The 21,168-nt window shown below is 64.9% G+C and carries 18 protein-coding genes; 12 read left to right on the top strand and 6 right to left on the bottom strand.

Features of this window, described 5'->3' with window-relative positions; genetic code table 11:
• Positions 1–867: a MetQ/NlpA family ABC transporter substrate-binding protein gene (locus H0194_RS07855; RefSeq protein ID WP_185175377.1), complete on the bottom strand. Its 867-nt coding sequence runs from the start codon at positions 865–867 to the stop codon at positions 1–3.
• Positions 868–990: 123 nt separating this feature from the next.
• Here H0194_RS07855 and H0194_RS07860 point away from each other — a divergent pair, with 123 nt between their 5' ends.
• From H0194_RS07860 to H0194_RS07880, 5 genes are read left to right on the top strand one after another with little or no spacing between them, the layout of a single operon-like run.
• On the top strand, positions 991–4,110 hold the full coding sequence (locus tag H0194_RS07860; protein ID WP_185175378.1) for an error-prone DNA polymerase: 3,120 nt from the start codon (positions 991–993) through the stop codon (positions 4,108–4,110).
• Between the two features lie 11 nt (positions 4,111–4,121).
• Positions 4,122–4,814, top strand: coding sequence for a type 1 glutamine amidotransferase domain-containing protein (locus tag H0194_RS07865; protein WP_185175379.1), 693 nt, complete (start codon positions 4,122–4,124; stop codon positions 4,812–4,814).
• A gap of 9 nt (positions 4,815–4,823) precedes the next feature.
• Positions 4,824–5,285, top strand: a complete 462-nt coding sequence (locus tag H0194_RS07870; RefSeq protein WP_185175380.1) for a PH domain-containing protein — start codon at positions 4,824–4,826, stop codon at positions 5,283–5,285.
• Positions 5,282–6,670 carry a PH domain-containing protein gene (locus H0194_RS07875; RefSeq protein ID WP_185175381.1) on the top strand — a complete coding sequence of 463 codons (1,389 nt, stop codon included), beginning with the start codon at positions 5,282–5,284 and terminating at the stop codon, positions 6,668–6,670. Before H0194_RS07870 ends, H0194_RS07875 begins: the two co-directional genes overlap by 4 nt.
• Positions 6,671–6,700: 30 nt before the next feature.
• Entirely contained in the window at positions 6,701–9,358 is a 2,658-nt protein-coding gene (locus H0194_RS07880; RefSeq protein ID WP_246388848.1) for an HAD-IC family P-type ATPase, read from the top strand.
• On the opposite strand, the gene H0194_RS07885 is transcribed toward H0194_RS07880, so the two are convergent.
• Positions 9,342–9,812, bottom strand: coding sequence for a tRNA (cytidine(34)-2'-O)-methyltransferase (locus tag H0194_RS07885; protein WP_185175382.1), 471 nt, complete (start codon positions 9,810–9,812; stop codon positions 9,342–9,344). The two genes, H0194_RS07880 and H0194_RS07885, sit on opposite strands and share 17 nt — an antisense overlap.
• Positions 9,813–9,846: 34 nt before the next feature.
• Here H0194_RS07885 and H0194_RS07890 point away from each other — a divergent pair, with 34 nt between their 5' ends.
• Both H0194_RS07890 and H0194_RS07895 read left to right on the top strand, forming a co-directional pair.
• Positions 9,847–10,698, top strand: a complete 852-nt coding sequence (locus H0194_RS07890; protein WP_185175383.1) for a bifunctional methylenetetrahydrofolate dehydrogenase/methenyltetrahydrofolate cyclohydrolase — start codon at positions 9,847–9,849, stop codon at positions 10,696–10,698.
• Positions 10,699–10,707: 9 nt separating this feature from the next.
• The gene (locus H0194_RS07895) at positions 10,708–11,040 is read left to right on the top strand and encodes a DUF3017 domain-containing protein (RefSeq protein ID WP_185175384.1); all 333 of its coding nucleotides are present in this window, start codon (positions 10,708–10,710) and stop codon (positions 11,038–11,040) included.
• Here H0194_RS07895 and metX read toward each other — a convergent pair.
• The 3 genes from metX to H0194_RS07910 all read right to left on the bottom strand — a co-directional run bounded on the left by metX (position 11,037) and on the right by H0194_RS07910 (position 13,762).
• Positions 11,037–12,146, bottom strand: coding sequence for a homoserine O-acetyltransferase MetX (gene metX, locus H0194_RS07900; protein WP_185175385.1), 1,110 nt, complete (start codon positions 12,144–12,146; stop codon positions 11,037–11,039). The genes H0194_RS07895 and metX overlap by 4 nt on opposite strands.
• 3 nt (positions 12,147–12,149) lie before the next feature.
• Positions 12,150–13,463, bottom strand: a complete 1,314-nt coding sequence (locus H0194_RS07905) for an O-acetylhomoserine/O-acetylserine sulfhydrylase (protein WP_185175386.1) — start codon at positions 13,461–13,463, stop codon at positions 12,150–12,152.
• An 89-nt stretch (positions 13,464–13,552) separates the two neighbouring features.
• Positions 13,553–13,762, bottom strand: a complete 210-nt coding sequence (locus tag H0194_RS07910; RefSeq protein WP_185175387.1) for a hypothetical protein — start codon at positions 13,760–13,762, stop codon at positions 13,553–13,555.
• 93 nt (positions 13,763–13,855) lie between these two features.
• On the opposite strand from H0194_RS07910, the gene H0194_RS07915 reads away from it, so the two are divergent.
• The 5 genes from H0194_RS07915 (at position 13,856) to H0194_RS07935 (ending at position 19,130) form a co-directional block, all read left to right on the top strand.
• The gene (locus H0194_RS07915; protein ID WP_185175388.1) at positions 13,856–14,080 is read left to right on the top strand and encodes a hypothetical protein; all 225 of its coding nucleotides are present in this window, start codon (positions 13,856–13,858) and stop codon (positions 14,078–14,080) included.
• A 28-nt stretch (positions 14,081–14,108) separates the two neighbouring features.
• Complete coding sequence (locus H0194_RS07920) at positions 14,109–16,637, top strand: nitric-oxide reductase large subunit (RefSeq protein ID WP_185175389.1); 2,529 nt, start codon at positions 14,109–14,111, stop codon at positions 16,635–16,637.
• Positions 16,638–16,652: 15 nt separating this feature from the next.
• Complete coding sequence (locus H0194_RS07925; protein ID WP_185175390.1) at positions 16,653–17,297, top strand: hypothetical protein; 645 nt, start codon at positions 16,653–16,655, stop codon at positions 17,295–17,297.
• Positions 17,298–17,365: 68 nt separating this feature from the next.
• Positions 17,366–18,118 (top strand): SPFH domain-containing protein, encoded by a 753-nt coding sequence (locus H0194_RS07930; RefSeq protein ID WP_425486471.1) that lies wholly within the window; start codon positions 17,366–17,368, stop codon positions 18,116–18,118.
• Between the two features lie 49 nt (positions 18,119–18,167).
• Positions 18,168–19,130: a diaminopimelate dehydrogenase gene (locus H0194_RS07935; RefSeq protein WP_185175392.1), complete on the top strand. Its 963-nt coding sequence runs from the start codon at positions 18,168–18,170 to the stop codon at positions 19,128–19,130.
• On the opposite strand, the gene H0194_RS07940 is transcribed toward H0194_RS07935, so the two are convergent.
• Positions 19,111–21,153, bottom strand: coding sequence for a M3 family metallopeptidase (locus H0194_RS07940; protein ID WP_185175393.1), 2,043 nt, complete (start codon positions 21,151–21,153; stop codon positions 19,111–19,113). The two genes, H0194_RS07935 and H0194_RS07940, sit on opposite strands and share 20 nt — an antisense overlap.
• Positions 21,154–21,168 lie beyond the last annotated feature (15 nt).

A 21,168-nucleotide genomic window follows, 5' to 3' on the forward strand; every position in this document is an offset into this window, starting at 1 on the left:
TTACTTGCCTTCCTTCTGTGCCGCGACGAGGCGGTCGAGAATCTTCTGCAGCTCTTCCGGAGTCTTCTCCACGGCAACGGACGTGCCTGCGGAGTCTTCGGCGATGGCCTGCTGCACCTTGTCGGTGTGCCACAGCTGTGCCAGCTCCTTGATTTCCGCGTTGTCCTTGTCCTCGGCGCGCACGACGAAAGCGTTGATGTATGGCTCGGCCTCCTCGGACTCCGGGTCGTCCTGGAACACGGCGGTGTTCGGATCGATGCCGGCACGGTCCAGGAAGGAGTTGTTGATGATCGCCGGAGTGCCCTCGCCGTATGCGGACGTGGTCTGCGCGGCGTCGACTGGGGTGACCTTGACCTTGGACGCGGCCGCGTCAATGTCGGCCGGGGTCGGAGTAACGAGGCCTTCTTCCTTGAGCTTCAGCAGGTCCGCCTGCACCAACACGTTGATGGCGCGGCCCTGGTTAGAGGGATCGTTAGGGATGGCGATGGACTGGCCCTCAATGCCATCGAGGGAGGTGTGATCCTTCCAGAACAGTGCCAGCGGCACGATTTCCGTGGCCACGATAGGTACGAGGTCGGTGTTGTTGCCCGCGTTGTACTCGGCCAAGTACTTGAGGTGTTGGAAGTTGTTGGTGTCTAGCTGCTTCTGGCTCAGTGCCTGGTTCGGGGTGGTGTAGTCGGAGAAGTTGGTGATCTCAATCTTGATGCCCTTTTCCTTGGCTACTTCCTCGAAGGCACCCCAGGCCTTAGTCGAGGCGTCGGTGGTGCCCACCTTGATGGTGTCTTCGTTGGCGCCGCCGCAGGCGACGAGCGAGGTGGCGGCGATAACGGTAGCGGCCGAGGTGGCGATGATGGAGCGGAGAGACATGGGGTTTCCCTTTCGTTTGTTGAATTTGATTCCTCGAACCTAGCAAGTTTTGAACCGCTTTGTCTATTTTTTGGGGCCGGCTAAAAATTGTGAGTCTCGAACAGGCGTGCGTATTATGGGGTTATGAGGTTTAATGGTGGGCGGGCGTTGCCCTGGTCGCGCATGGAGAAGATTCTCTCTGGCGCACCCACGCCTACCCCGGTGTCGGTAGAGCATCTCGACGGCCCAGCGACTGCAGCCCCGCAGGGCTTGTCGACGGTCCCTTTCGCCGAGCTACATGCCACGAGCGCCTACAGCTTCCTGGATGGCGCCGCGGAACCCGAGGCGATGGTGGCCCGCGCTCGCGAGCTGGGGCTTAGCGCCTTGTCTATCCTGGATAGGGATGGTTTTTACGGCGCGATGAAGTTTGCCGACGCCGCCGCGGAGGCCGGGTTGCCCACGGTGTTTGGTGCCGAACTGACCTTAGGTAACCGCCTTGCTGTGCTTGCTCGCGGCCCGGAAGGCTACCGCCGCCTCTCGCGTCTTATCGCGGACGCGCGCATGGGGGCGGGGGAGAAGGGGGAGGTTTCTTATCCAGATCTCCCGACCATTGCTTCGCGGCTAGGGGACGCTGTCTACTATCTCATTGGTCCGGAGTGGGCGAACCAAATCGAATCCCTGATCGATATCTTAAAAGTAGACCGCATGGTACTTGAATACCCCCTCACGATGACTCCGGAGGACGCCGATCGGCACGCGGTGTGGGACAACTATCCCACTATCCGCGGCGTCGTGAGCGCCCGCCCCGGCGCCGCCACCCGCGACGAGGCCCGGCTGGCCACCGCCAAGCGCGCCCTGGCTACCCGCGACAGCCTACTGACCGGCGCCCCCAACCTCCACCCGATGGGCGCGGGCTGGCTGCGCTCCGGCGAGCAGGTCGCCCGCATGCTGCCCGGCCGCCCGGAACTCATGGCCAACACCGTCGCCCTCGCCGAAGAGTGCGCGTTTTCTTGGGGGGTGGTGGCCCCCAACCTGCCACACTTCGACGTCCCCGAAGGTCACACGGAGATGAGTTGGCTCACCCACCTCACCTATGCCCGTGCCGAGGAACGCTATGCCTCCCGTGCGGCCGACATCCAGGAGCGCGCCCGCCAGCAAATTGCGCACGAGCTCGCCGTCATCGAGGAACTGACCTTCCCCGGCTATTTCCTCATCGTGTGCGACCTCGTGGACTTCTGCAAGCGCGAAAACATCCTCTGCCAGGGCCGCGGCTCGGCCGCCAACTCTGCGGTGTGCTTCGCGCTCGGCATCACCAACGCCGAGCCGATTACCGCCGGTCTGCTCTTCGAGCGCTTCCTATCCCCGGACCGCGAAGGCCCGCCGGACATCGATATCGACATCGAGTCCACTCGCCGCGAGGAAGTCATCCAGTACGTCTTTGACAAGCACGGCCGCGACAAGGCTGCCCAGGTGGCTAATGTGATCACCTACCGCCGCAAAGGTGCGACCCGCGACGCCGCCCGCGCCCTCGGCTACCCCCAGGGTATGGTCGACGCCTGGTCCAAGGGTACGGCGCAACCCCCGCGCGACGTCGTCAAGCTCGCCGAGCAGTTCCTCGGCCAGCCGCGCCACCTCGGCATCCACTCTGGCGGCATGGTGCTCTGTGATCGCCCCATCGCGGACGTCGTACCCACCGAATGGGCGCGCATGGAAGGTCGCTCGGTAGTCCAGTGGGATAAAGACGACTGCGCCGCCGCAGGCCTGGTCAAGTTCGACCTGCTGGGCCTGGGCATGCTCGAAGCGTTACACCACATGATTGACCTGGTCAAAGAAACCACGGGGGAGACCATCAACCTCTGGGAGCTAGACCTGGCCGAGGAGGCGGTCTATGACATGCTGTGCCGGGCGGATGCCGTGGGAGTGTTCCAGGTCGAATCCCGCGCCCAGTTGTCCACTCTGCCCCGGCTCAAACCCCGCATCTTCTTCGACCTCGTGGTGGAAGTCGCACTCATCCGCCCCGGCCCCATCCAGGGTGGCTCCGTGCACCCTTACCTGCGCCGCCGCGACGGCCGCGAACCCGTCACCTTCGATCATCCCGTCTTAGAAAAATCCCTCGGCAAGACGCTGGGCATCCCGCTGTTTCAGGAGCAGCTTATGCAAGTGGCCATCGACGCCGCGGGGTTCACCGGCGCCGAGGCCGATGACCTGCGCCGCGCCATGGGATCTAAGCGCTCCCCACAGAAGATGGCGGCGCTCAAGGACCGCTTCTACACCGGCCTGCGCACCACCAACAACATCACGGGGGAGACCGCGGACAAGCTCTGGAACAAGGTCGTGGCGTTCGCCGCCTATGGCTTCCCGGAGTCACACTCGCAGTCGTTTGCGTCCCTGGTGTTCTTTTCTGCGTGGTTCAAGCTCCACTACCCGGCCGAGTTCTGCGTGGGCCTGCTGCGCGCGCAGCCGATGGGCTTTTATTCCCCGCAGTCGCTCATCCAAGACGCGCGCCGCCACGGCGTCACCATTCACCCGGTGAGCATCAACCACTCGGCGGTGGAGGCCACCATCGAATCCGGTGGGATCCGCATCGGGCTGGGCCTCATCAAAGGGCTTTCCGACGCCGCTGCCGCCCGCATCGCGGATGCCGCACCGTTTCAGAACGTCGCAGACCTGGCGCGCCGGGCGGAGGTGTCTGTCCAGCAGGTCGAGGCGCTTGCCGACGCCGGCGCCCTGGACTGCCTGGGCATCGACCGGCGCCAGGCGCTGTGGCAGGCGGGCATCGCCGCGACGGAAAAGCCCGGCATGTTGCCGGGGCTGTCTGCGATTAGCGCGCCGGCGCTGCCCGGCATGACGCAGTTTGAGCTCCTCGCCGCGGACATCGCAGCCACGGGCGTGACGCACGACAAGCAGCCGATGGAGCTCATCCGCGCGGAACTCAACGCCCAAGGCATCCTCACCGCCGCGCAGCTGAAACAGGCCCCCGACGGCATGCGCATCAAAGTGGCCGGGGTGGTCACGCACCGCCAGCGCCCGCAGACTGCCTCCGGCCTTACGTTCTTCGGCATGGAGGACGAGACCGGGCTCATCAACGTCATGGTCTCACCCGGCCTCTGGCAGCGGCACCGCGTTGTGGCCCGCACCGCCAAAGCCCTCATTGTGCGCGGCATCGTCCAGAACGCCACCGGCGCCGTCAACGTCGTCGCCGACCGCCTCGACGAGCTCCCGCTCGCCGACGCGCTGAGCCGCGGCTCCCGAGATTTTCGTTAGGGTGGGGAGGCATGACTTCCGTACTTTTCGTCATTTCCGCAGCAGATGAGTGGACCCTCAATGACGGGTCCAAGCACCCGACGGGGTACTGGGCTGAGGAGGTCGCGGTGCCGCATCGCATCTTTAGCGAGGCCGGGTGGGACATCACGATCGCCACCCCGGGCGGTCAGGCGCCCACGATGGACGAACTGAGCGTTGGCCTGGCCGGAGGTCTGCCAGGTAAGCGCAAAGAAATCGTGGCCTACCTTGACACCATCTCGTCCGCCCTTAACCGCCCGGAGGAGCTGGAGAAGACACACGCGGATGAGTATGACCTTGTCTTTTACCCCGGCGGTCACGGTCCCATGGAGGACCTCGCCCAGGATGCCACGAGCGGCGCGTTGCTTACTCGACGGCTTCAAAACGGCACCCCCCTGGCCTTGCTCTGCCACGCCCCAGCTGCCGTTTTGGCCGCGGGCGAACCATCGCCTTTCGCCGGGCGCACCATGACGGGGTTGTCTAATGCCGAAGAGAAGGTCAACGCCTTTGCCCGCAAGGCCAAGTGGCTACTCGAGGATGAGCTCAAGCGCGTTGGAGTCAATTACACCAAGGCCGCCCTGCCGTACCGCCCTCACATCGAGGTCGACGGCAATCTTTACACAGGGCAGAACCCACAGTCCTCCGAAAAACTGGCCGAACGCCTCGTCGCGGATCTTTCGCGATAGGTTGGAGGTATGGAACACAACCTCAACCCCGTTTCGCCCAAGCTGGTGACGGCGCGCTATATCTCCGCCGGTATCTGGTTAGGCATTCCGCTCGTGGTGTGCGTGGTGCTGGCGCTGATGTGGTCGACGTGGTGGTGGATCGGCGCAGGCGTGTGCGGCGCGCTGCTGCTGTGGCTGGCCTGGCTCATCCCCGCCCAGGTCAAGCTGATGGGGTGGCTGGAAACAGAGGAAGAGCTTGTGCTGAAGAAGGGCAAACTCTGGCACACGTTCACCGTCGTACCGTACGGCCGCATCCAGTTCGTGGACGTCACCGCCGGGCCGATTGAAAACGCCCTGGGCCTCAAGTCCGTGGAGCTGCATACGGCGTCGGCCACCTCGGACAGTGAGATTTCAGGCCTGCTGGCCGCGGAGGCCGATGCCCTGCGCGACCGCCTCGCAGTGAAGGCCCGGGAGAGGATGAGCGGGCTGTGAACGACTACCGTCGTGTGCACCGCCTTACCCCGCTGTTGGAGTTCTGGACGCTCATCCTCGCGTTATTCACCATCTTCGCGCTGAACATCACCGATTCCGGCATCAAGGGCGTGCGCGAGCTGCTGACCTCCGGCGGCATGAAGGGCATCGCTATCGGCCTGGGCATCGGAGTCGCCGCTTTCCTTGTCCTGTGTGTGCTCATTTGGTTGGTCTCCGGCATCTGGTGGCGCGCCATGGGCTATCAGGTTACGGACGAAGAGGTGGCACTCAAGCGCGGAGTGTTGTCCAAGCAGCTGCGCACCGCACGCTTCGACCGCATCCAGGCCGTCGACGTTGTGGAGTCTGTCATCGCGCGCATCTTTTCGCTGGCGGCGCTGCGCATTGAGACCGCCGGTGGCAACCGCTCGGTCATCCAGATTTCCTACCTCCCCAAAGCCGAGGCCGAGGCCCTGCGCGCGGAGGTCTTGGGCAAGGTCCGCCGCGTCAAAACCGATGAGCTCAGCGAACAACCACTCGCCGAGGAGGAGCCGGAACCGCAGGCGCTGTCCGACGTCGTCTTGCCCGAGGTCCCCATTGCCCGCACCCTCGTGGGGGCGGCGCTGCATCTGTCCACGATCGTGACGGTAATATTCCTCGCCGTTATTTTCTTCACCCCGCTGCCGCTGTCGACGTCGTTCCCCATCTTGGTGGGCCTCATCCCCAACGTGTGGGGGCTGGTGGATAAGTCCTGGCGGTTTAGCGCTACGCTCGCGACGGACTCCGCGACCGGGGAGCAGGTGGTCAACGTCAAGTACGGGCTGGCGGATCGCCGCGCCCAGTCCATCCGCCTGGATCGTATCCACGCGGCCACGATGTTCCAGCCCATCTTGTGGCGGCTCACCGGCTGGTGGACCGTGCGGGTCACCGTCGCCGGCTACGGTGCCGAAGGTGGGGACAAGCAGTCCGGTACTACCGCAATCGTCCCGGTGGCCACCCGGGACGAGGCACTGGCGGTGCTGGCCCTGGTCACGCCGCTGAACCGTGAGGAGATTGAGGACGTCGCCAAGCCCGAAGGACACACCACGCCCACCTATACCTCGCCGCAGAGGGCCTGGTGGGCCACGCCGTTTGACCGCGCGCAGCAGGCCGTCACGCTCACGCCCCACGCCGTGATTACCCACTCTGGGCGCCTGTCGCGCCGGGTAAGCATCGTCGAGCCCGCGCACATCCAGGAACTCACGTACGCCCGCGGCCCCATCGCGCGGGCCTGCGGCGTGGCCACTGTCCGCATGGACCTGGTGAAGGGGCCGGTGTCCATGGCGGGCGAACAGCTTTCCCCAGCGCACGCCGAGGAACTTCTCGAGCGCCTCCGCGGCCGCACGCTCCCGGACTATTATGGTGGCTAAGCAGCTTTAATACGAGGAGATGATGTCGCCGTGGTCGCCCAGGCGTATTCCCAATCCGCCACCGAGGTGCTCGCCGCCCTGCAGACCTCCGCAGAGGAAGGGCTGAGCCCGGACGCCGCCGCTACGCGCCTTACTGAACACGGCCCCAACGCCCTGCCGGAGGCGAGCAAGGACCCGGCGTGGCTGCGGTTTGTGCGCCAGTTCCAAGACGTGATGATTTACGTCCTTCTCGCCTCGGCCGTGCTCACCGCGGTCTTGGGGGAATGGGTGGATACCACCGTGATTGTCGCGGTGGTGCTCATCAACGCCATCATCGGTTTCGTCCAAGAGGGGAAATCCGAGGCGGCGCTGGAGGGCATCAAAAACATGCTTTCTCCGCAGGCCTCGGTGCTGCGCGCCGGGAGCTGGCGTGAGGTGGACGCCACCGAGGTCGTGCCTGGCGACGTCGTGCGCCTGCAGGCCGGTGACAAGGTCCCCGCTGACCTGCGGCTTATCACCGCCACCAATGCCACGGCGGAGGAGTCCGCGCTGACTGGCGAGTCCGTGCCGGCCGACAAGTCTGCCTCTCCTGCCGGGCCTGACGCGCCCTTGGCCGAGCGTCATTCCATGGCGTATTCCGGCACGCTGTTGGCCGCTGGTTCTGCCACCGGTGTGGTGGTGTCCACTGGTCAGGGCACCGAAATCGGCCGCATCAACACGCTCATGGGCGAAGTCGAGTCCCTGCAGACGCCGTTGACCCGGCAGATAGACGCCTTCACCAAGAAGCTTGCCATCGGTGTCATGGTGGCCGCGGTAGCGCTAGGGCTGTTGGACTTCGTTGTGCATTCCTCCCCGCTTGTCGACGCCGTCTTGGGTGCTGTTGGTTTTGCCGTCGCGGCGATTCCGGAGGGTCTGCCCGCGCTCATCACCATCACCCTGGCTCTCGGCGTGCAGACGCTGGCGGGCAAGAACGCTATCGCCCGCAAGCTGCCCGCGGTGCAAACCCTGGGCTCGGTGACCACCATCTGCACGGACAAGACCGGCACGCTGACCAAAAACGAAATGACCGTGACCCGGGCGGTGACCATCGGGCAACGCTTCGACGTCGAAGGCACCGGCTACGAGCCCCGCGGCGCGGTCACGCCCGCGCCCACCGCGCAACTGGACTCGCTCGCGCGCATCGTCGGGGTGACTAACGAAACAGACGTCGTCCAGGGTGAGGACGGCCGGTGGGGGATCGTCGGCGAGCCCACGGAGGGCGCGCTGAAGTCCTTCGCGCTCAAGCTCGGCGCGGACATGTCCGGCGCTCGCCACGCCACGCTGCCGTTTAGCTCGGAGTATAAGTTCATGGCCACCACCACGGACGACGCCTTGTACGTCAAGGGCGCCCCGGACGTTGTGCTCGGCCGTAGTACTCAGCAACTCGGCGCCGACGGTACTCCGGAGCCACTCGACCGCGCGTTCTGGGACCACGAGATCGCCGAGCTTTCCGACGCCGGCCTTCGCGTTCTATCCGCCGCCTACCGCCCAGCCGCCGCCAGCACACCCTCCACACTGACCGAGGACGCCGTCGGCGACGACCTGATCTTCGTCGGCCTGCTCGGCATCGTAGACCCGCCGCGGCCGGAGGCGATTGAAGCTATCGCGGACTGCCACCGCGCGGGCATCGTGGTGAAGATGATTACCGGCGACGCCCCCGGCACCGCCGCGGCGATTGCGAAGCAGATGGGCATCACCGATCTCACCGCTGAAGCGTCCGCCGCCGTCACCGGCCGCGATATCGAGGCCGCCAGCGACGACGAGCTGGTCCAGCTCGCCCACGACCACAACGTGTTTGCCCGCACCAGCCCGGAGCACAAGCTGCGCCTAGTGCGCGCTTTGCAGTCTCAGGGCCAGATCGTGTCCATGACCGGCGACGGCGTCAACGACGCCCCGGCATTGCGCCGCGCAGACGTCGGTGTGGCCATGGGTATTAAGGGCACCGAGGTGACCAAGGAATCCGCGGAGATCGTGCTGGCGGACGACAACTTTGCCACCATCTCCCGCGCCGTCCACGAGGGCCGCCGCATCTGGGACAACCTGCGCAAGGCGCTGGTCTTCCTGCTGGTCACTAACGGCGCGCAGTCCCTGGTGATGCTGTTGGCCATCCTCTTCGGCTGGCTGCTGCCGCTATCCCCGCTGCAGATCCTGTGGGTCAATACCGTCACCGCCATCACCCTGGCCTTTGCCTACGCCTTCGAGCCCGCGGAGGCGGACACAATGGCCCGTCCACCACTGCCATCACACGAGCCCATCATGCGCGCCCCGCACATCGCGCAGGTGGCGCTGGCCTCCGCGCTGATTACGGCGGCGACGATGGGCTCGTTCTACTGGCTCATCTCCCAGGGGGTCAGCGAGCCGGGCGCACGCACCGCGGCGACCACGGTGCTGGTTATGGCGCAGTCCTTCTACCTGTTCAACGTCAAGGCGCTGGAGACCTCCAGCCTCAAGCCCCACGTGTTCACCAACAACAAGGTGGCCTGGCTCGTGGTGGGACTGTTGCTGCTTCTGCAGGCGGGCTTTATCTGGCTGCCGTTCATGCACACCCTGTTCGGCACGGCCGCGCTCCCGGCCCGCGCCATCGGCCTGGCGGTGGCCCTCGGCCTCGTGGTCTTCCTCCTCATCGAGGCCGCCAAGCCGCTGTTGTACCGCGCTACACCGCGCCGTTAAAGCCCAGCTGCCGCCACGCCTCGTACACGGCGATGGCCGCGCAGTTGGAGAGGTTCATCGAACGGCGCGCGGGCATCATGGGTACCCGCACCTGCTGGGTAATCCGCGGGTGCTCCAGGCGCTCGGGCGGCAGGCCGGTGGGCTCCGTGCCAAACAACAGGGCGTCGCCAGGCTGGAACTCAATATCGGTGAACCAGGTATCGCAGTGCGTCGTAAAGGCAAAAACCCGCGATCCCGGCACCGCGTCCATGCAGGCGTCGAAGTCCTTGTGCACCTGCATGTCCGCCAGGTCGTGGTAGTCCAAGCCCGCGCGCTTTAAGTGCTTGTCGTCGAAGTTGAAGCCCAGAGGCTCCACGAGGTGCAGACGCGAACCCGTCACCGCGGACATCCGGATGGCGTTTCCAGTGTTGGTGGGGATGACGGGGTTATCAAAAATCACGTGCAGCTGGGTCATTACGCCAAGTCTAGGACAGTCTAAGATGGAAACCATGACTGCCACCAAGCTCGACGGAAAACTGTACCGTTCTGAAATCTTCGCCGACCTCAAAGAGCGCGTTGCCGCACTCAAGGACAAAGGCATCACGCCTGGCCTGGCCACCGTCCTGGTGGGCGATGATCCGGGCTCGCATTCGTACGTGAAGATGAAGCACAAGGACTGCGAGGAGCTGGGCATCAACTCCATCCGCAAGGACCTTCCGGGTGACATCTCCCAGGAGGAGCTGGAGCAGGTCATCGACGAGCTCAACGCCGACGACGCCGTGACCGGATACATTGTGCAGCTTCCGCTGCCGAAGCACCTCAACGAAAACGCGATCCTCGAGCGCATTGACCCCGCCAAGGACGCCGACGGCCTGCACCCGGTGAACTTGGGCAAGCTCGTGCTCAACGAAGAGGCCCCGCTGCCGTGCACCCCGAACGGCTGCATTTCCCTGTTGCGCCGCTTCGGCGTGGAGCTCGACGGCGCGAAGACTGTGGTCATCGGCCGCGGCGTGACCGTGGGCCGCCCGATCGGCCTCATGCTGACCCGTCGCAGCGAGAACTCCACCGTGACCCTGTGCCACACCGGCACCAAGGATCTCGCCGCGGAGACCCGCGCCGCTGACATCATCATCGCCGCCGCGGGTAAGGCACACATGCTCACCGCGGACATGGTCAAGGAGGGCGCTGCCGTCCTTGATGTTGGTGTTTCCCGCGTGGATGGCAAGCTCGCCGGCGATGTTGCCGACGACGTGTGGGACAAGGCCGGCTTCGTGTCCCCGAACCCCGGCGGCGTGGGCCCGCTGACCCGCGCGTTCCTGGTCTACAACGTGGTCGAGCGCGCCGAGAAGCTCGCCCAGTAACCAGCACCCATGTCTCACCCCGTCACCCCGCCGCTGTCGAACCCGCACGACTTTAACAACGCTCCCTCACGCCTGCCCGCCTGGGCGCAGTGGACCGGCATCGCGGTCTTCGGCCTGCTGTTCGCGGCCTCGGGGTTCTGGGCGCTTACCGAGCACTGGCGCCGCGCCACCTTCGCGCTGGGCGTCGGCATGCTCTGGCTCGCCGTCCTCCGGCTCACCTGCGACTCAGACAAGATGGGCATCCTCGCCGTCCGCTCCCGGCGTTTCGACGCCGCCTTCTCCGCGGCCCTCGGCGCGCTCATGGCGTTCCTGTCGGCGTCTGTGGATGCCTTGGGAAGCTAATAACGCGCCTCCACGGCAGCTGCCGCCACGAACTCCTTGAGGATGTCGGCGAGCTGAGCCTTCTCGGTGAGGAAGGCATCGTGGCCGACGGGGGAGGAGATTGTTCGTAGGCCCAGGCTGTGGCCCAAGTTGTTGGCCATCTCTTCCTGCTGATGGAAGGGGTAGAGGATGTCGGTGTCCACGCCGGCGACCAGCGTGGGAACCGTTGACCTCGCGAGCGCCTGGGCGATGCCGCCGCGGCCGTGGCCGACGTCGTGGCGGTTGAGCGCCTCGGTGAGCGTGACGTACGCGCCGGCGTCGAAACGCTCCACGAGCTTGCGCCCCTGGTGCTCCAGATAGCTGTTGACCGCGAACTGCTGGGCGCTGTCGCGGTGCGTACCGCGCGGGTTATGGCCCTCTTGCGCGCGGGTGCCGAAGCGGGCATCGATTTCCAGCTCGCCGCGGTAGGTCAGGTGCGCGATGCGGCGCGCGGTGGCCAGACCGGCGTCGGGTGCCAAACGGGCGTCGTAGTAGTCGCCGTCAGCCCAGTGCGGGTCGTTCTCGATAGCGGAAATCTGCGCGGACTGGATCCCGATCTGCCACGCCGAGGCCCGCGAGCCCACAGCCATGACTAGCGCGGTGCTGGCGAAATCGGGGTGGGTCAGTGTCCACTCGAGGGCGCGGGCGCCGCCCATCGAGCCGCCGACGATTCCATGGACGCGGGTGATCCCCAGGGCGTCGAAAAGCGCCTTCTCGGCCGCCACCACGTCCCGGATGGACAGGGCGGGGAACCGCGAGCCCCACGGCTTACCATCCGGGTGCAGGGACGCCGGGCCGGTGGAGCCGTAGCAGCTGCCCAGCGCGTTGGTGCACACCACGCAGTAGGTGTCGGTGTCCAGCGCGAGTCCGGGTCCGATGAGCCCGGCCCACCACTCGGGGGCGTTGGCATCCGCGGTGAGCGCGTGCTCGACGACGACGAGGTTATTCGCGCCGTGCGGGTCGCCACGGAAGGTGCCCCAGCGTCGAAAGGCGATGTCGACGTCCGGGATGGTGACCCCGGCCTCGGTGGTCAGCGCCCCGATGCCGACGACGCACTGTTCAGCTTCGCAGAATCCGTTGATGCTCATCGCTTATACCGCGGCGAAACCGCGCTCCAGGTCGGCGATGATGTCCGTGACGTCCTCGATGCCCACGGACAGGCGGATGGTGGCCTGGGAGACACCGGCGCGGGCCAGGCCCGCCTCGTCGGACTGAGAGTGCGTGGTCGATGCCGGGTGCACGACCAGCGAGCGGACGTCGCCGATGTTGGCCAGGTTGGAGTGCAGCTTCAGCGCGTCGATGAACGCCCAGGCCTCGTCCTTGCCACCCTTGATGTCGAAGGAGAGCACTGAACCGGTGTAGTCCAGGCCGAGCTTCTCCTTGGTCTTGTACCACGGGGAGGACTCCAGGCCGGCGTAGTTGACCTTCGCTACCTTGTCGTGTGCGTTGAGGAACTCTGCGACTGCCTTGGCGTTTTCATTGTGCTTCTCGACGCGCAGCTGGAGGGTATCCAGGCCCTGGATGGTCACCCAGGCATTGAAGGGGGAGATGGCAGCTCCAGTGTCACGCAGCCAGCCCGCCCGGGCCTTGAGCGCGAAGGCCGGGGCGCCGAGGTCCGCGTATTTGAGGCCATGGTAGGCGGGGTCGGGGGTGACGAAGTAGGGGAAGACGGGCTCGCCGTCGCGCTCGACGGTCCAGTCGAAGGCCCCGCCGTCGACCAGGATGCCGCCGATGCCGGAGCCGTTGCCGGTGTAGAACTTGGTGAGCGAGGCGACGACAATGTCCGCGCCGAGCTCGAGCGGGCGGACCAGGGCGGCGGTGGCGATCGTGTTGTCTACGATGAGCGGGACCTGGTTATCGTGGGCGAGCTGCGCGATGGTGGGGATGTCCAGGACGTCGGCCTGCGGGTTGCCGAAGGTCTCGGCGTAGAAGGCCTTGGTGTTCGGGCGGACCGCGGCCTGCCAGGAGGCGGGGTCGTCGGGGTTGTCCACGAAGGTGACGTCGATGCCGAGGCGGTTGAGGGTGACCTGGAAGAGCGTCTCGGTGCCGCCGTAGAGGCGCGGTGAGGTGACGATGTGGTCACCCGCGGAGGCCAGGGTGGCGATCGCGGCGGTCTCCGCGGCCTGGCCGGAGGCGAATGCCAGCGCGGCGACGCCGCCCTCGAGTGCGGCGATGCGGTTTTCCAGGGCCTCCTGCGTCGGGTTGGTCAGGCGCGAGTAGATGGGGCCCGGATCGGAGAGGTTGAAGCGGGCCTCGGCGTGCGCCGCGGAGTCAAAGACGTAGGAGGTGGTCTGGTAGATGGGCTGGTTGCGGGCGGAGGCGCCGTTGTCCAGGGACTGGCCGGCATGGATGGAGCGGGTGGCGAACTGCCAGGTGCTTGCTTCGGAGTTATCGTATTTAGTCATGCAAGCAGACTAAGCAGTCTATTTTTAGGCGGCAAGAGGTTTAGCTTGGAGATGCAGGTGGTGCCGTGAATATAAATAGACCAAGCGGTTCAGTGGCGCGTGGCCTTGCGTTGGTTGATGAGGTGCCAGCCGCACAGTACGGCCAGGAACGTGAGTGTCACGGCGGCAACGAAGACCATGAGCACCACCATCGTCTGGCGGGGCTCGTTGAGGAAGATCATCGTGAGCGAGGATCCGATGAACAGGGCGGCGAAAAGTGTGATGAGCCAGTTGCGCTTGGTGTGTTCTGCGAAGTTCATGGCTATAAATGATACGGATTTTTCCGGTTTAATCAAGTGTGCGGAATATCACTCATTGACTGGGCGGGGGTGTATAAATTCCGAGTTGCGCATGTGTTTCAGATCGCTATTCTGGGTGGCGACCTCAAGAAAGCTTGGGGAAATCCGTTTAAAATGGTGGGCTATTTTCTACGGGTTTGGGGCGGGAATGCGACTTTGATCCAACTTTTAGACGACTTCATGCGCGGTTATATTGAACTCGTCCGTCTATTTAAGACGGGAAATCTCGTTCATAATAAGCGGCGGGGTGCAGCACGCGCCACGATATTTGAAACCTGACAACTTCGAGTACAGACAGGAAAAATACATGTCCACAACCACCGGGGTGGGGGACCGCAGCAAACCGGTCCTCCGCATGAGTAGCGTCTGGGTGCAGGGAGTCGCGCTCGTCATGCTCTTCGGCTTCTTCGTGATGGGCTTCTTGGCCTACCGCACCTACGACGCGTCCATGCCCCTGCCCAAGCAGATCGTCTCCGAATCCAGCGGCGAGGTCATCCTGTCCGAAGAGGAAATCGTCCACGGCCAGGCGCTGTTCCAGGCACGCGGCCTGCAACAGTACGGCTCCGTCATGGGCCACGGCGCGTACCTGGGGCCGGACTACACCGCGGAATACCTGCGACTGTCCACCGAGCACGCCGCTAAGCTCAACGAAGAAAACGGCCTGCCGGACTTCGTCTCCGAGGGAGCGACCCCAGAAGACGCCATCGTGGAGGAATTCCGCACCAACCGCTACGACGAAGCCAGCGGCGAGCTGAAGTGGACCGACAACCAGATCGCGGCGTTCGAGGAAATCCAGAAGCACTACGCCCAGTTCTTTGGTCCGGACTCCTCCTCCAACGGCCTGCCGTCGAACTTCATCACCGATAAGGAAGATATCCACGACCTCACCGCGTTCTTCGCATGGACCGCGTGGGCCTCGGCCGCCGAGCGCCCGGGCATGGAGTATTCCTACACCAACAACTGGCCCGCAGAACCCCGCGTGGACAACGGGCCGACCGCCGACATCGTGGTGTGGTCCGTGCTTTCGCTCATCGCGCTCATCGGCGGCACCGGCCTCATCTTCGCCATCTATGGTCGCTGGTCCAAGTCCATCGGCTGGCACTCCGAAGAGGCCCCGAACCTGGACTTCAAACAGCCCGGCGAGGTCGGCCTGACCAAGTCCCAGAAGGTCGTGGCCTGGTTCGTTCTGGTCATCGCCCTGCTCTTCCTCATTCAGGCGCTCCTGGGTGCTGCCTCGCAGCACTACCGCACGGAGCTCACCGGCTTCTTCGGCATCCCGCTGCAAGAAATCCTGCCGTACAACGTCGCGCGCACCTGGCACCTCCAGTTGTCGCTGCTGTGGACCGCTGGCGGCCTGCTCGGCGCCGGACTGTTCCTGGCGTCGTTCATTGGCAAGAAGGAGCCCAAGGGGCAGCACTGGCTGGTCTGGGCACTGCTGGGTGCCATCGCCTTCGTGGTCTTCGGCTCCATGGCCTTCGAATGGGCCTCCTCCATGGGCTACATCGAGGAAGCCACCCTGTTCTCCCAGCAGTGGGAGTACCTGGACTTGCCGCGCTTCTTCCAAATCCTGCTCACCGCCGGCATGTTCATCTGGATTGCCATCATCTTCCGTAATCTGCGCGGCCGCCTGAAAACCGAGCACAAGTCCAATATGCCGTGGCTGTTCTTCTTCTCCGGCATCACCATCCCGGGCTTCTACGCCGTGGGCATGCTCGCCGGCTCCGAGACCCACCTCACGGTTGCCGAGTTCTGGCGCTTCTGGGTCGTCCACCTGTGGGTGGAGGACTTCCTCGAGCTGTTCACCACCATCATGGTCGCCTACGTCTTCGTGCTGCTCGGCGTCATCCGCGAAAAGATCGCGCTGGGCATCATCTTCCTCGACGTTATCCTGTACTCCGTCGGCGGCGTCCTGGGTACCATGCACCACCTGTACTTCTCCGGCACCCCAGTCGAGCACATGGCGCTCGGCGCCTTCTTCTCCGCCGCCGAGGTCGTGCCGCTGACCCTGCTCACCGTGGAGGCCTGGACCTTCATGCAGCTCGGCTCCAAGCAGCGTGCCTCCGGCGAACGCCCCTTCCCGCATCGCTGGGCAGTCCTGTTCCTCGTGTCTGTGGGCTTCTGGAACTTCCTCGGTGCCGGCGTGTTCGGCTTCCTAGTCAACCTGCCGGTGGTGTCCTATTACCAAATCGGCACCGCGCTGACCGCCAACCACGCTCACGGCGCCATGATGGGTGTTTACGGCTTCCTCGCCGTCGGCCTCTCCGTCTTTGCCCTGCGCTACCTGCTGCCCAAGAAATACTGGTCCGACAAGGCGATGGGCTGGAGCTTCTGGCTCATGAACATCGGCCTTTTGTGGATGGTCGTCATCTCGCTGCTCCCGCTCGGTGTGCTCCAGCTCTACGAATCCGTGGGCTCCGGCTACGTCGAGGCCCGCTCCTTGGGCTACATCACCCAGCCGGACAACTTCATCATCGAGTGGCTGCGCATGCCAGGTGACGTCATCTTCCTCGCCGGCATCTTCCCCTTCCTGTGGATGGCGCTCAAGGGCGTGCTCCACAACAAGGAGATCCCCACCGTCGACGAGCACCCCAAGGACCCATTGTTCAGCGTTATCTCGCCTGACGACGTCGATCACTCCCGCGAGATCCCCGTCGGCGCCGGCTCCCCAGTGGGCCTGGTGTCCGGTGGCCGCGGCCGCGTCGACAACCGTGGCCAGGTCATCTCCGAACAAGACCCCAACTCCCAGCGCGGCGACAGCGCGGAGACCTCCGCGCCCGAGCCCACCTTCGAGACCCGCACCAAGTGGGACAAGAAGTACCGCTCGGACGACAAGTAGAAAGTCGAGTACACCATGGATGCACCAGGCATGCTGTCCATCTTGGCCGCAGGCTACGGGCTGTTCCTCCTCGCGGTGGGCTGGGGCTTTGACCTCATGGCGCAAAAGACCGCCAACCGCACCACGGACATGCACTCCGGCACGTTCCGCTACCTGGAAGAACACGACGCCTGGCAGTGCCCGGAGGACCAGTGGCTGTGGCCGTCTAGCTTTGACCCTGAGAACCGGGTCATGCGCTACCGTGCCACCCCGACGGTGTGCAACACCTGCCCGGTGAAAGAGACCTGCACGGTCTCCTCTCACGGTCGGGAACTGACTCGCCAGCTCGATCCGTGGCCGCACTCCGACTCGGGCCACTTCCACCGCGGCATCGCGCTCGCGGTGGTGTGCATGGGCTACCTGTTGCCGCTGTCCTCGCTGATCACCAACCACGCGACGTCGGAAATTCTCCTGACCGCCGCCGTGTGCCTCGTGCTCACCGGCGCGGGAGTCATCCCGCTGGCACGCCACCTGTGGACCACCCCGTCCAACGCCCCGACCACCGTGGTGCCCGACCGCACCGATAGGGAAGAGGCCATTGAACTAGCCGTGGACCGCTACTCGTCCAAATACGGCAAGAACCGCTACGCCTCCACCCGCGTGAAAGAAACGAAAGAATAGCAATGTCAGCAATGGTATTTTGGCCCGTCGTCATCGGTATCATCTTCGCACTCATCGTGGTGCTGTTGATGTACTCGGTGAAGATCATCAAAGAGTACGAGCGCGGCGTCGCCTTCCGCTTCGGCCACATCCGGCCGCTCATGGAGCCAGGGCTTCACTTCATTGTCCCGGGCGTCGACAAGCTCGAACGCATCGATCTCCGCGTGGTCACCCTCACCATCCCACCGCAGGAAATCATCACCAAAGACAACGTCTCCGTCCGTGTGAACGCGGTGGTCATGTTCGAGGTGACCGATTCCCGCAAGGCTGTGCTTGAGGTGGAAAACTACGCCATGGCCACCTCCCAAATCGCACAGACCACCCTGCGTTCCCTGCTTGGCCGCGCCAACCTCGACGACCTGCTCGCGCACCGCGAGGAGCTCAACGAGGACCTGGCCAACATCATCAACTCCCAGACCGAGCGCTGGGGTGTGGTCACCCGCATCGTGGAGATCAAGGACGTGGAAATCCCCGAGATGATGCAGCGCGCCCTGGCACGCGAGGCGGAGGCGGAGCGCGAGCGCCGCGCCAAGGTCATCTCCGCGCACGGCGAATTGCAGTCCTCCAAGGAGCTGCGCGAAGCCGCGGAAGAGCTGTCCAAGGCCCCGGCTGCATTGCAGCTGCGCTACCTCCAGACGGTTCTCGAGCTCGGCGCGGACCAGAACTCCACCATCGTCTTCCCGCTGCCCATCGATATCATGGGTGGTTTCATGGATAACCTGGGCACCTTCTCCAAGGCATTCGCGGACAGCTCCGCGGCGCTCAAGTCGCAGCAGGACTAGTACCGTAGAAGGGGTCAACCTCCATCAAGAATGTAAGGAGACCCCTCTTATGGCACCCATCCGCGCCGCCATCGTCGGCTACGGCAACCTGGGCAAGTCCGTCGAAAAGCTTATCGCAGCCCAGCCGGACATGGAGCTCTACGGTATCTTCTCCCGCCGCGACCAGCTGGACACGGACTCACCCGTCTACCCGGTCGCGGATTTCGCGCAGCACGCCGAGCATGTCGACGTCGCGTTGCTGTGCACCGGTTCTGCCACCGACATCCCAGCCCAGGCCGCGGATTTCGTCGCACGCACCGCGACGGTAGACACCTACGACAACCACCGGGACGTCGCCAGGCACAAGGCCGTCATGGACGCCGCCGCGAAGCAAGCCGGCACCGTGGCAATCGTCTCCACCGGCTGGGACCCAGGCATGTTCTCGCTCAACCGTGTGCTCGCCGCGGCCATCCTGCCGGGCGCGCAGCAGCACACCTTCTGGGGCCCCGGGCTCTCGCAAGGGCATTCCGACGCCCTGCGGCGCATCGACGGCGTGAAGAAGGCCGTGCAATACACCATTCCGGACGAGGCGGCACTCGAGTCCGCGCGCCGCGGCGAGGCGGGCGAACTCACGGGTAAGCAGGCGCACGTGCGCCGCTGCTATGTCGTGGCCGACGAGTCCGACCACGCCCGTATCGAAGAAGAAATCCGCACCATGCCCGACTACTTCGTGGGCTACCAAGTGGAGGTCAACTTCATCGATGAGGCCACCTTCGACGCCGAGCACACCGGCATGCCGCACGGCGGGCACGTCATCACCGCCGGTGATACCGGCGGGTTCAACCACACCGTGGAATATACCCTCGAGCTCGACCGCAACCCGGACTTCACGGCCGCAGTGGAAATCGCCTACGCGCGAGCGGCGGCGCGACTGCGGGAGCAGGGCGTGACCGGTGCCTTCACGGTGTTAGAGGTGGCGCCGTACCTCCTGTCGCCGACGCCACTCGACGAACTTATTGCTCGAGACGTGTAGCGCCGCTGAGGTTGCGCCGCTCCAAAAGCGGCCGCACGTCCTTGTCGCGGCCGCGGAACTCCCGGTAAGCAGCCATGAAATCGCGCGAGGCGCCGGTGGACAAGATGGTGTCCCGGAAGTGCTGGCCGGCCTCGCGCAGGGCGTCGCCGCGCTCCTTAAACCATTCGAAACCGTCCGCGTCCAAAGCTTCGGCCCACAAGTAGGAGTAATAGCCGGCTGAGTAGCCGCCGGCGAAGATGTGGTTGAAGTAGGTGGAACGATAACGCGGCGCGATATCTTTGACCTCCAGCCCGGCCTCGGCGAGGGCACGGGCCTCGAACTCCGCGACGGCCTCTGCCTCCGCCGCGATTCCCTGCGCTTCCGCGGCCGTAAGGCTGTGCCACGCCAGATCGATAATCGACGCCGCGAGGTACTCGGCTGTCGCAAAGCCCTGGCCGAACTCGCTCGCGGTCTTGATGGCGGCGAGCATCTCATCGGAAATGACCTCGCCAGTATCCACGTGGCGGGCGTAGCTTTTCACAATCGCCGGTTCCAGCGCCCAGTTTTCGTTGATTTGCGACGGGAACTCCACCCAATCGCGCGGCACATTGGTGCCGGAGAAGGTGGGGTAGCGGACGTCGGACAGCAACCCATGCAGGGCGTGGCCGAACTCGTGGAACACGGTCCGCAACTCGTCGAGATTGAGCAGCGGCGCCGAGCCGTCGGCGGGCTTGGTAATACCCATGACGTTGACCACCACGGGCTTGGTACCCAGCAGGCGCGCCTGATCCACGAACGACGACATCCAGGCGCCACCGCGCTTGCTGGGGCGACCGAAATAGTCGGTGATAAACAAGCCGATGCCCTCGTCGCCGTCGAAGACCTCCCACACGTCCACGTCGTCGGCGTAACCCTGAAGATCCGGGCGCTGAACGACGCGAATGCCGTAGAGTTTCTCCGCCGCAGCGAAGACGCCGTCCTCCACGACGCGGTCGAGTGGGAAATACTTGCGCAGCTCTTCTTCATCGAGGGAGAAATCACGCTCGCGGACTTTGGACTCCCAATAAGGCCAATCCGCGGCGCTGAAGGATTCGCCCGCCAGTTCCGCCTGCTCGGCCAGAAGCTTGTGCTCGCCGGCGGCGTTAGTGGACGCGGCCACGGACAGATCACGCAGCAGCTTCGCGACGGCCGCGGACTCCCTCGCAGTTTCCTCCGCGATGACGAAGTTCGCGTGCGTGCGGTAGCCCAGCAGCTCGGCGCGCTCGGCGCGGAGCTGCACAGCCTCGACGAGTCCCGCGACGTTCGATTCCGCGCCGCGGCGTTGTGACGCCTCGTACACCCGCGCACGGGCCTCCGGGGAGGCCAGGCGGGTCTGCTCGGACTGGACGGTGGGCAGCTCCAGGGGGATGAGGTAGCCGTTGCGCCCGGCATCCTGCGCATAAGACCGGGCGGCCTCAATGCGAGAGCCTGGGAGCCCGGCGAGCTCGGCGGCGTCGTCGAAGTGGACGGCGAGCTCGCGGGTATCGGCCAAGAGGTTGCGGCCGAACTCTTCCGAAAGGGCAGACAGGCGCTGGTTAATCTCCGACAAGCGCTGTTTGCCAGCGGCATCCAAATCCGCGCCGGAACGGGCGAAGGAGCGCAGGAGGTGATCGTGGAGGCGGGCGGACTCGGCGTCGGCAGGCGGGGTGGCGGCCTTGACCCGGGTGTACAACGCCTCGTTGTGGTACATCGCGTCGTAGTGGGCGGCGAGGCGCGGGTAGATGTCGGCCGCGATGGCCTCCATCTCGTCGTTGGTATCGGTGCCGGAGAGGTTGCCGAATACCGCCATGACGCGCTGCAGGTCTTGGCCGGAGGCCTCCAGTGCTTCCACGGTGTTTTCCCACGTGGGGGCCTCGTTGTTGGTGGCGATGGCTGCGATCTCCGCGCTGTGGCGTGCCAGGGCCTCGTCGAAAGCGGGGCGGTAGTGCTCCACCGAGATGGCCGCGAAATCCGGGAGGCCATAGGGCAGGGGTGAGGGGTGCAGAAGTGGGTTTGATGGGTTCATGGGGACTAAGTTACC

This window comes from Corynebacterium incognita (genome assembly GCF_014217255.1).
Lineage (GTDB): Bacteria > Actinomycetota > Actinomycetes > Mycobacteriales > Mycobacteriaceae > Corynebacterium > Corynebacterium incognitum.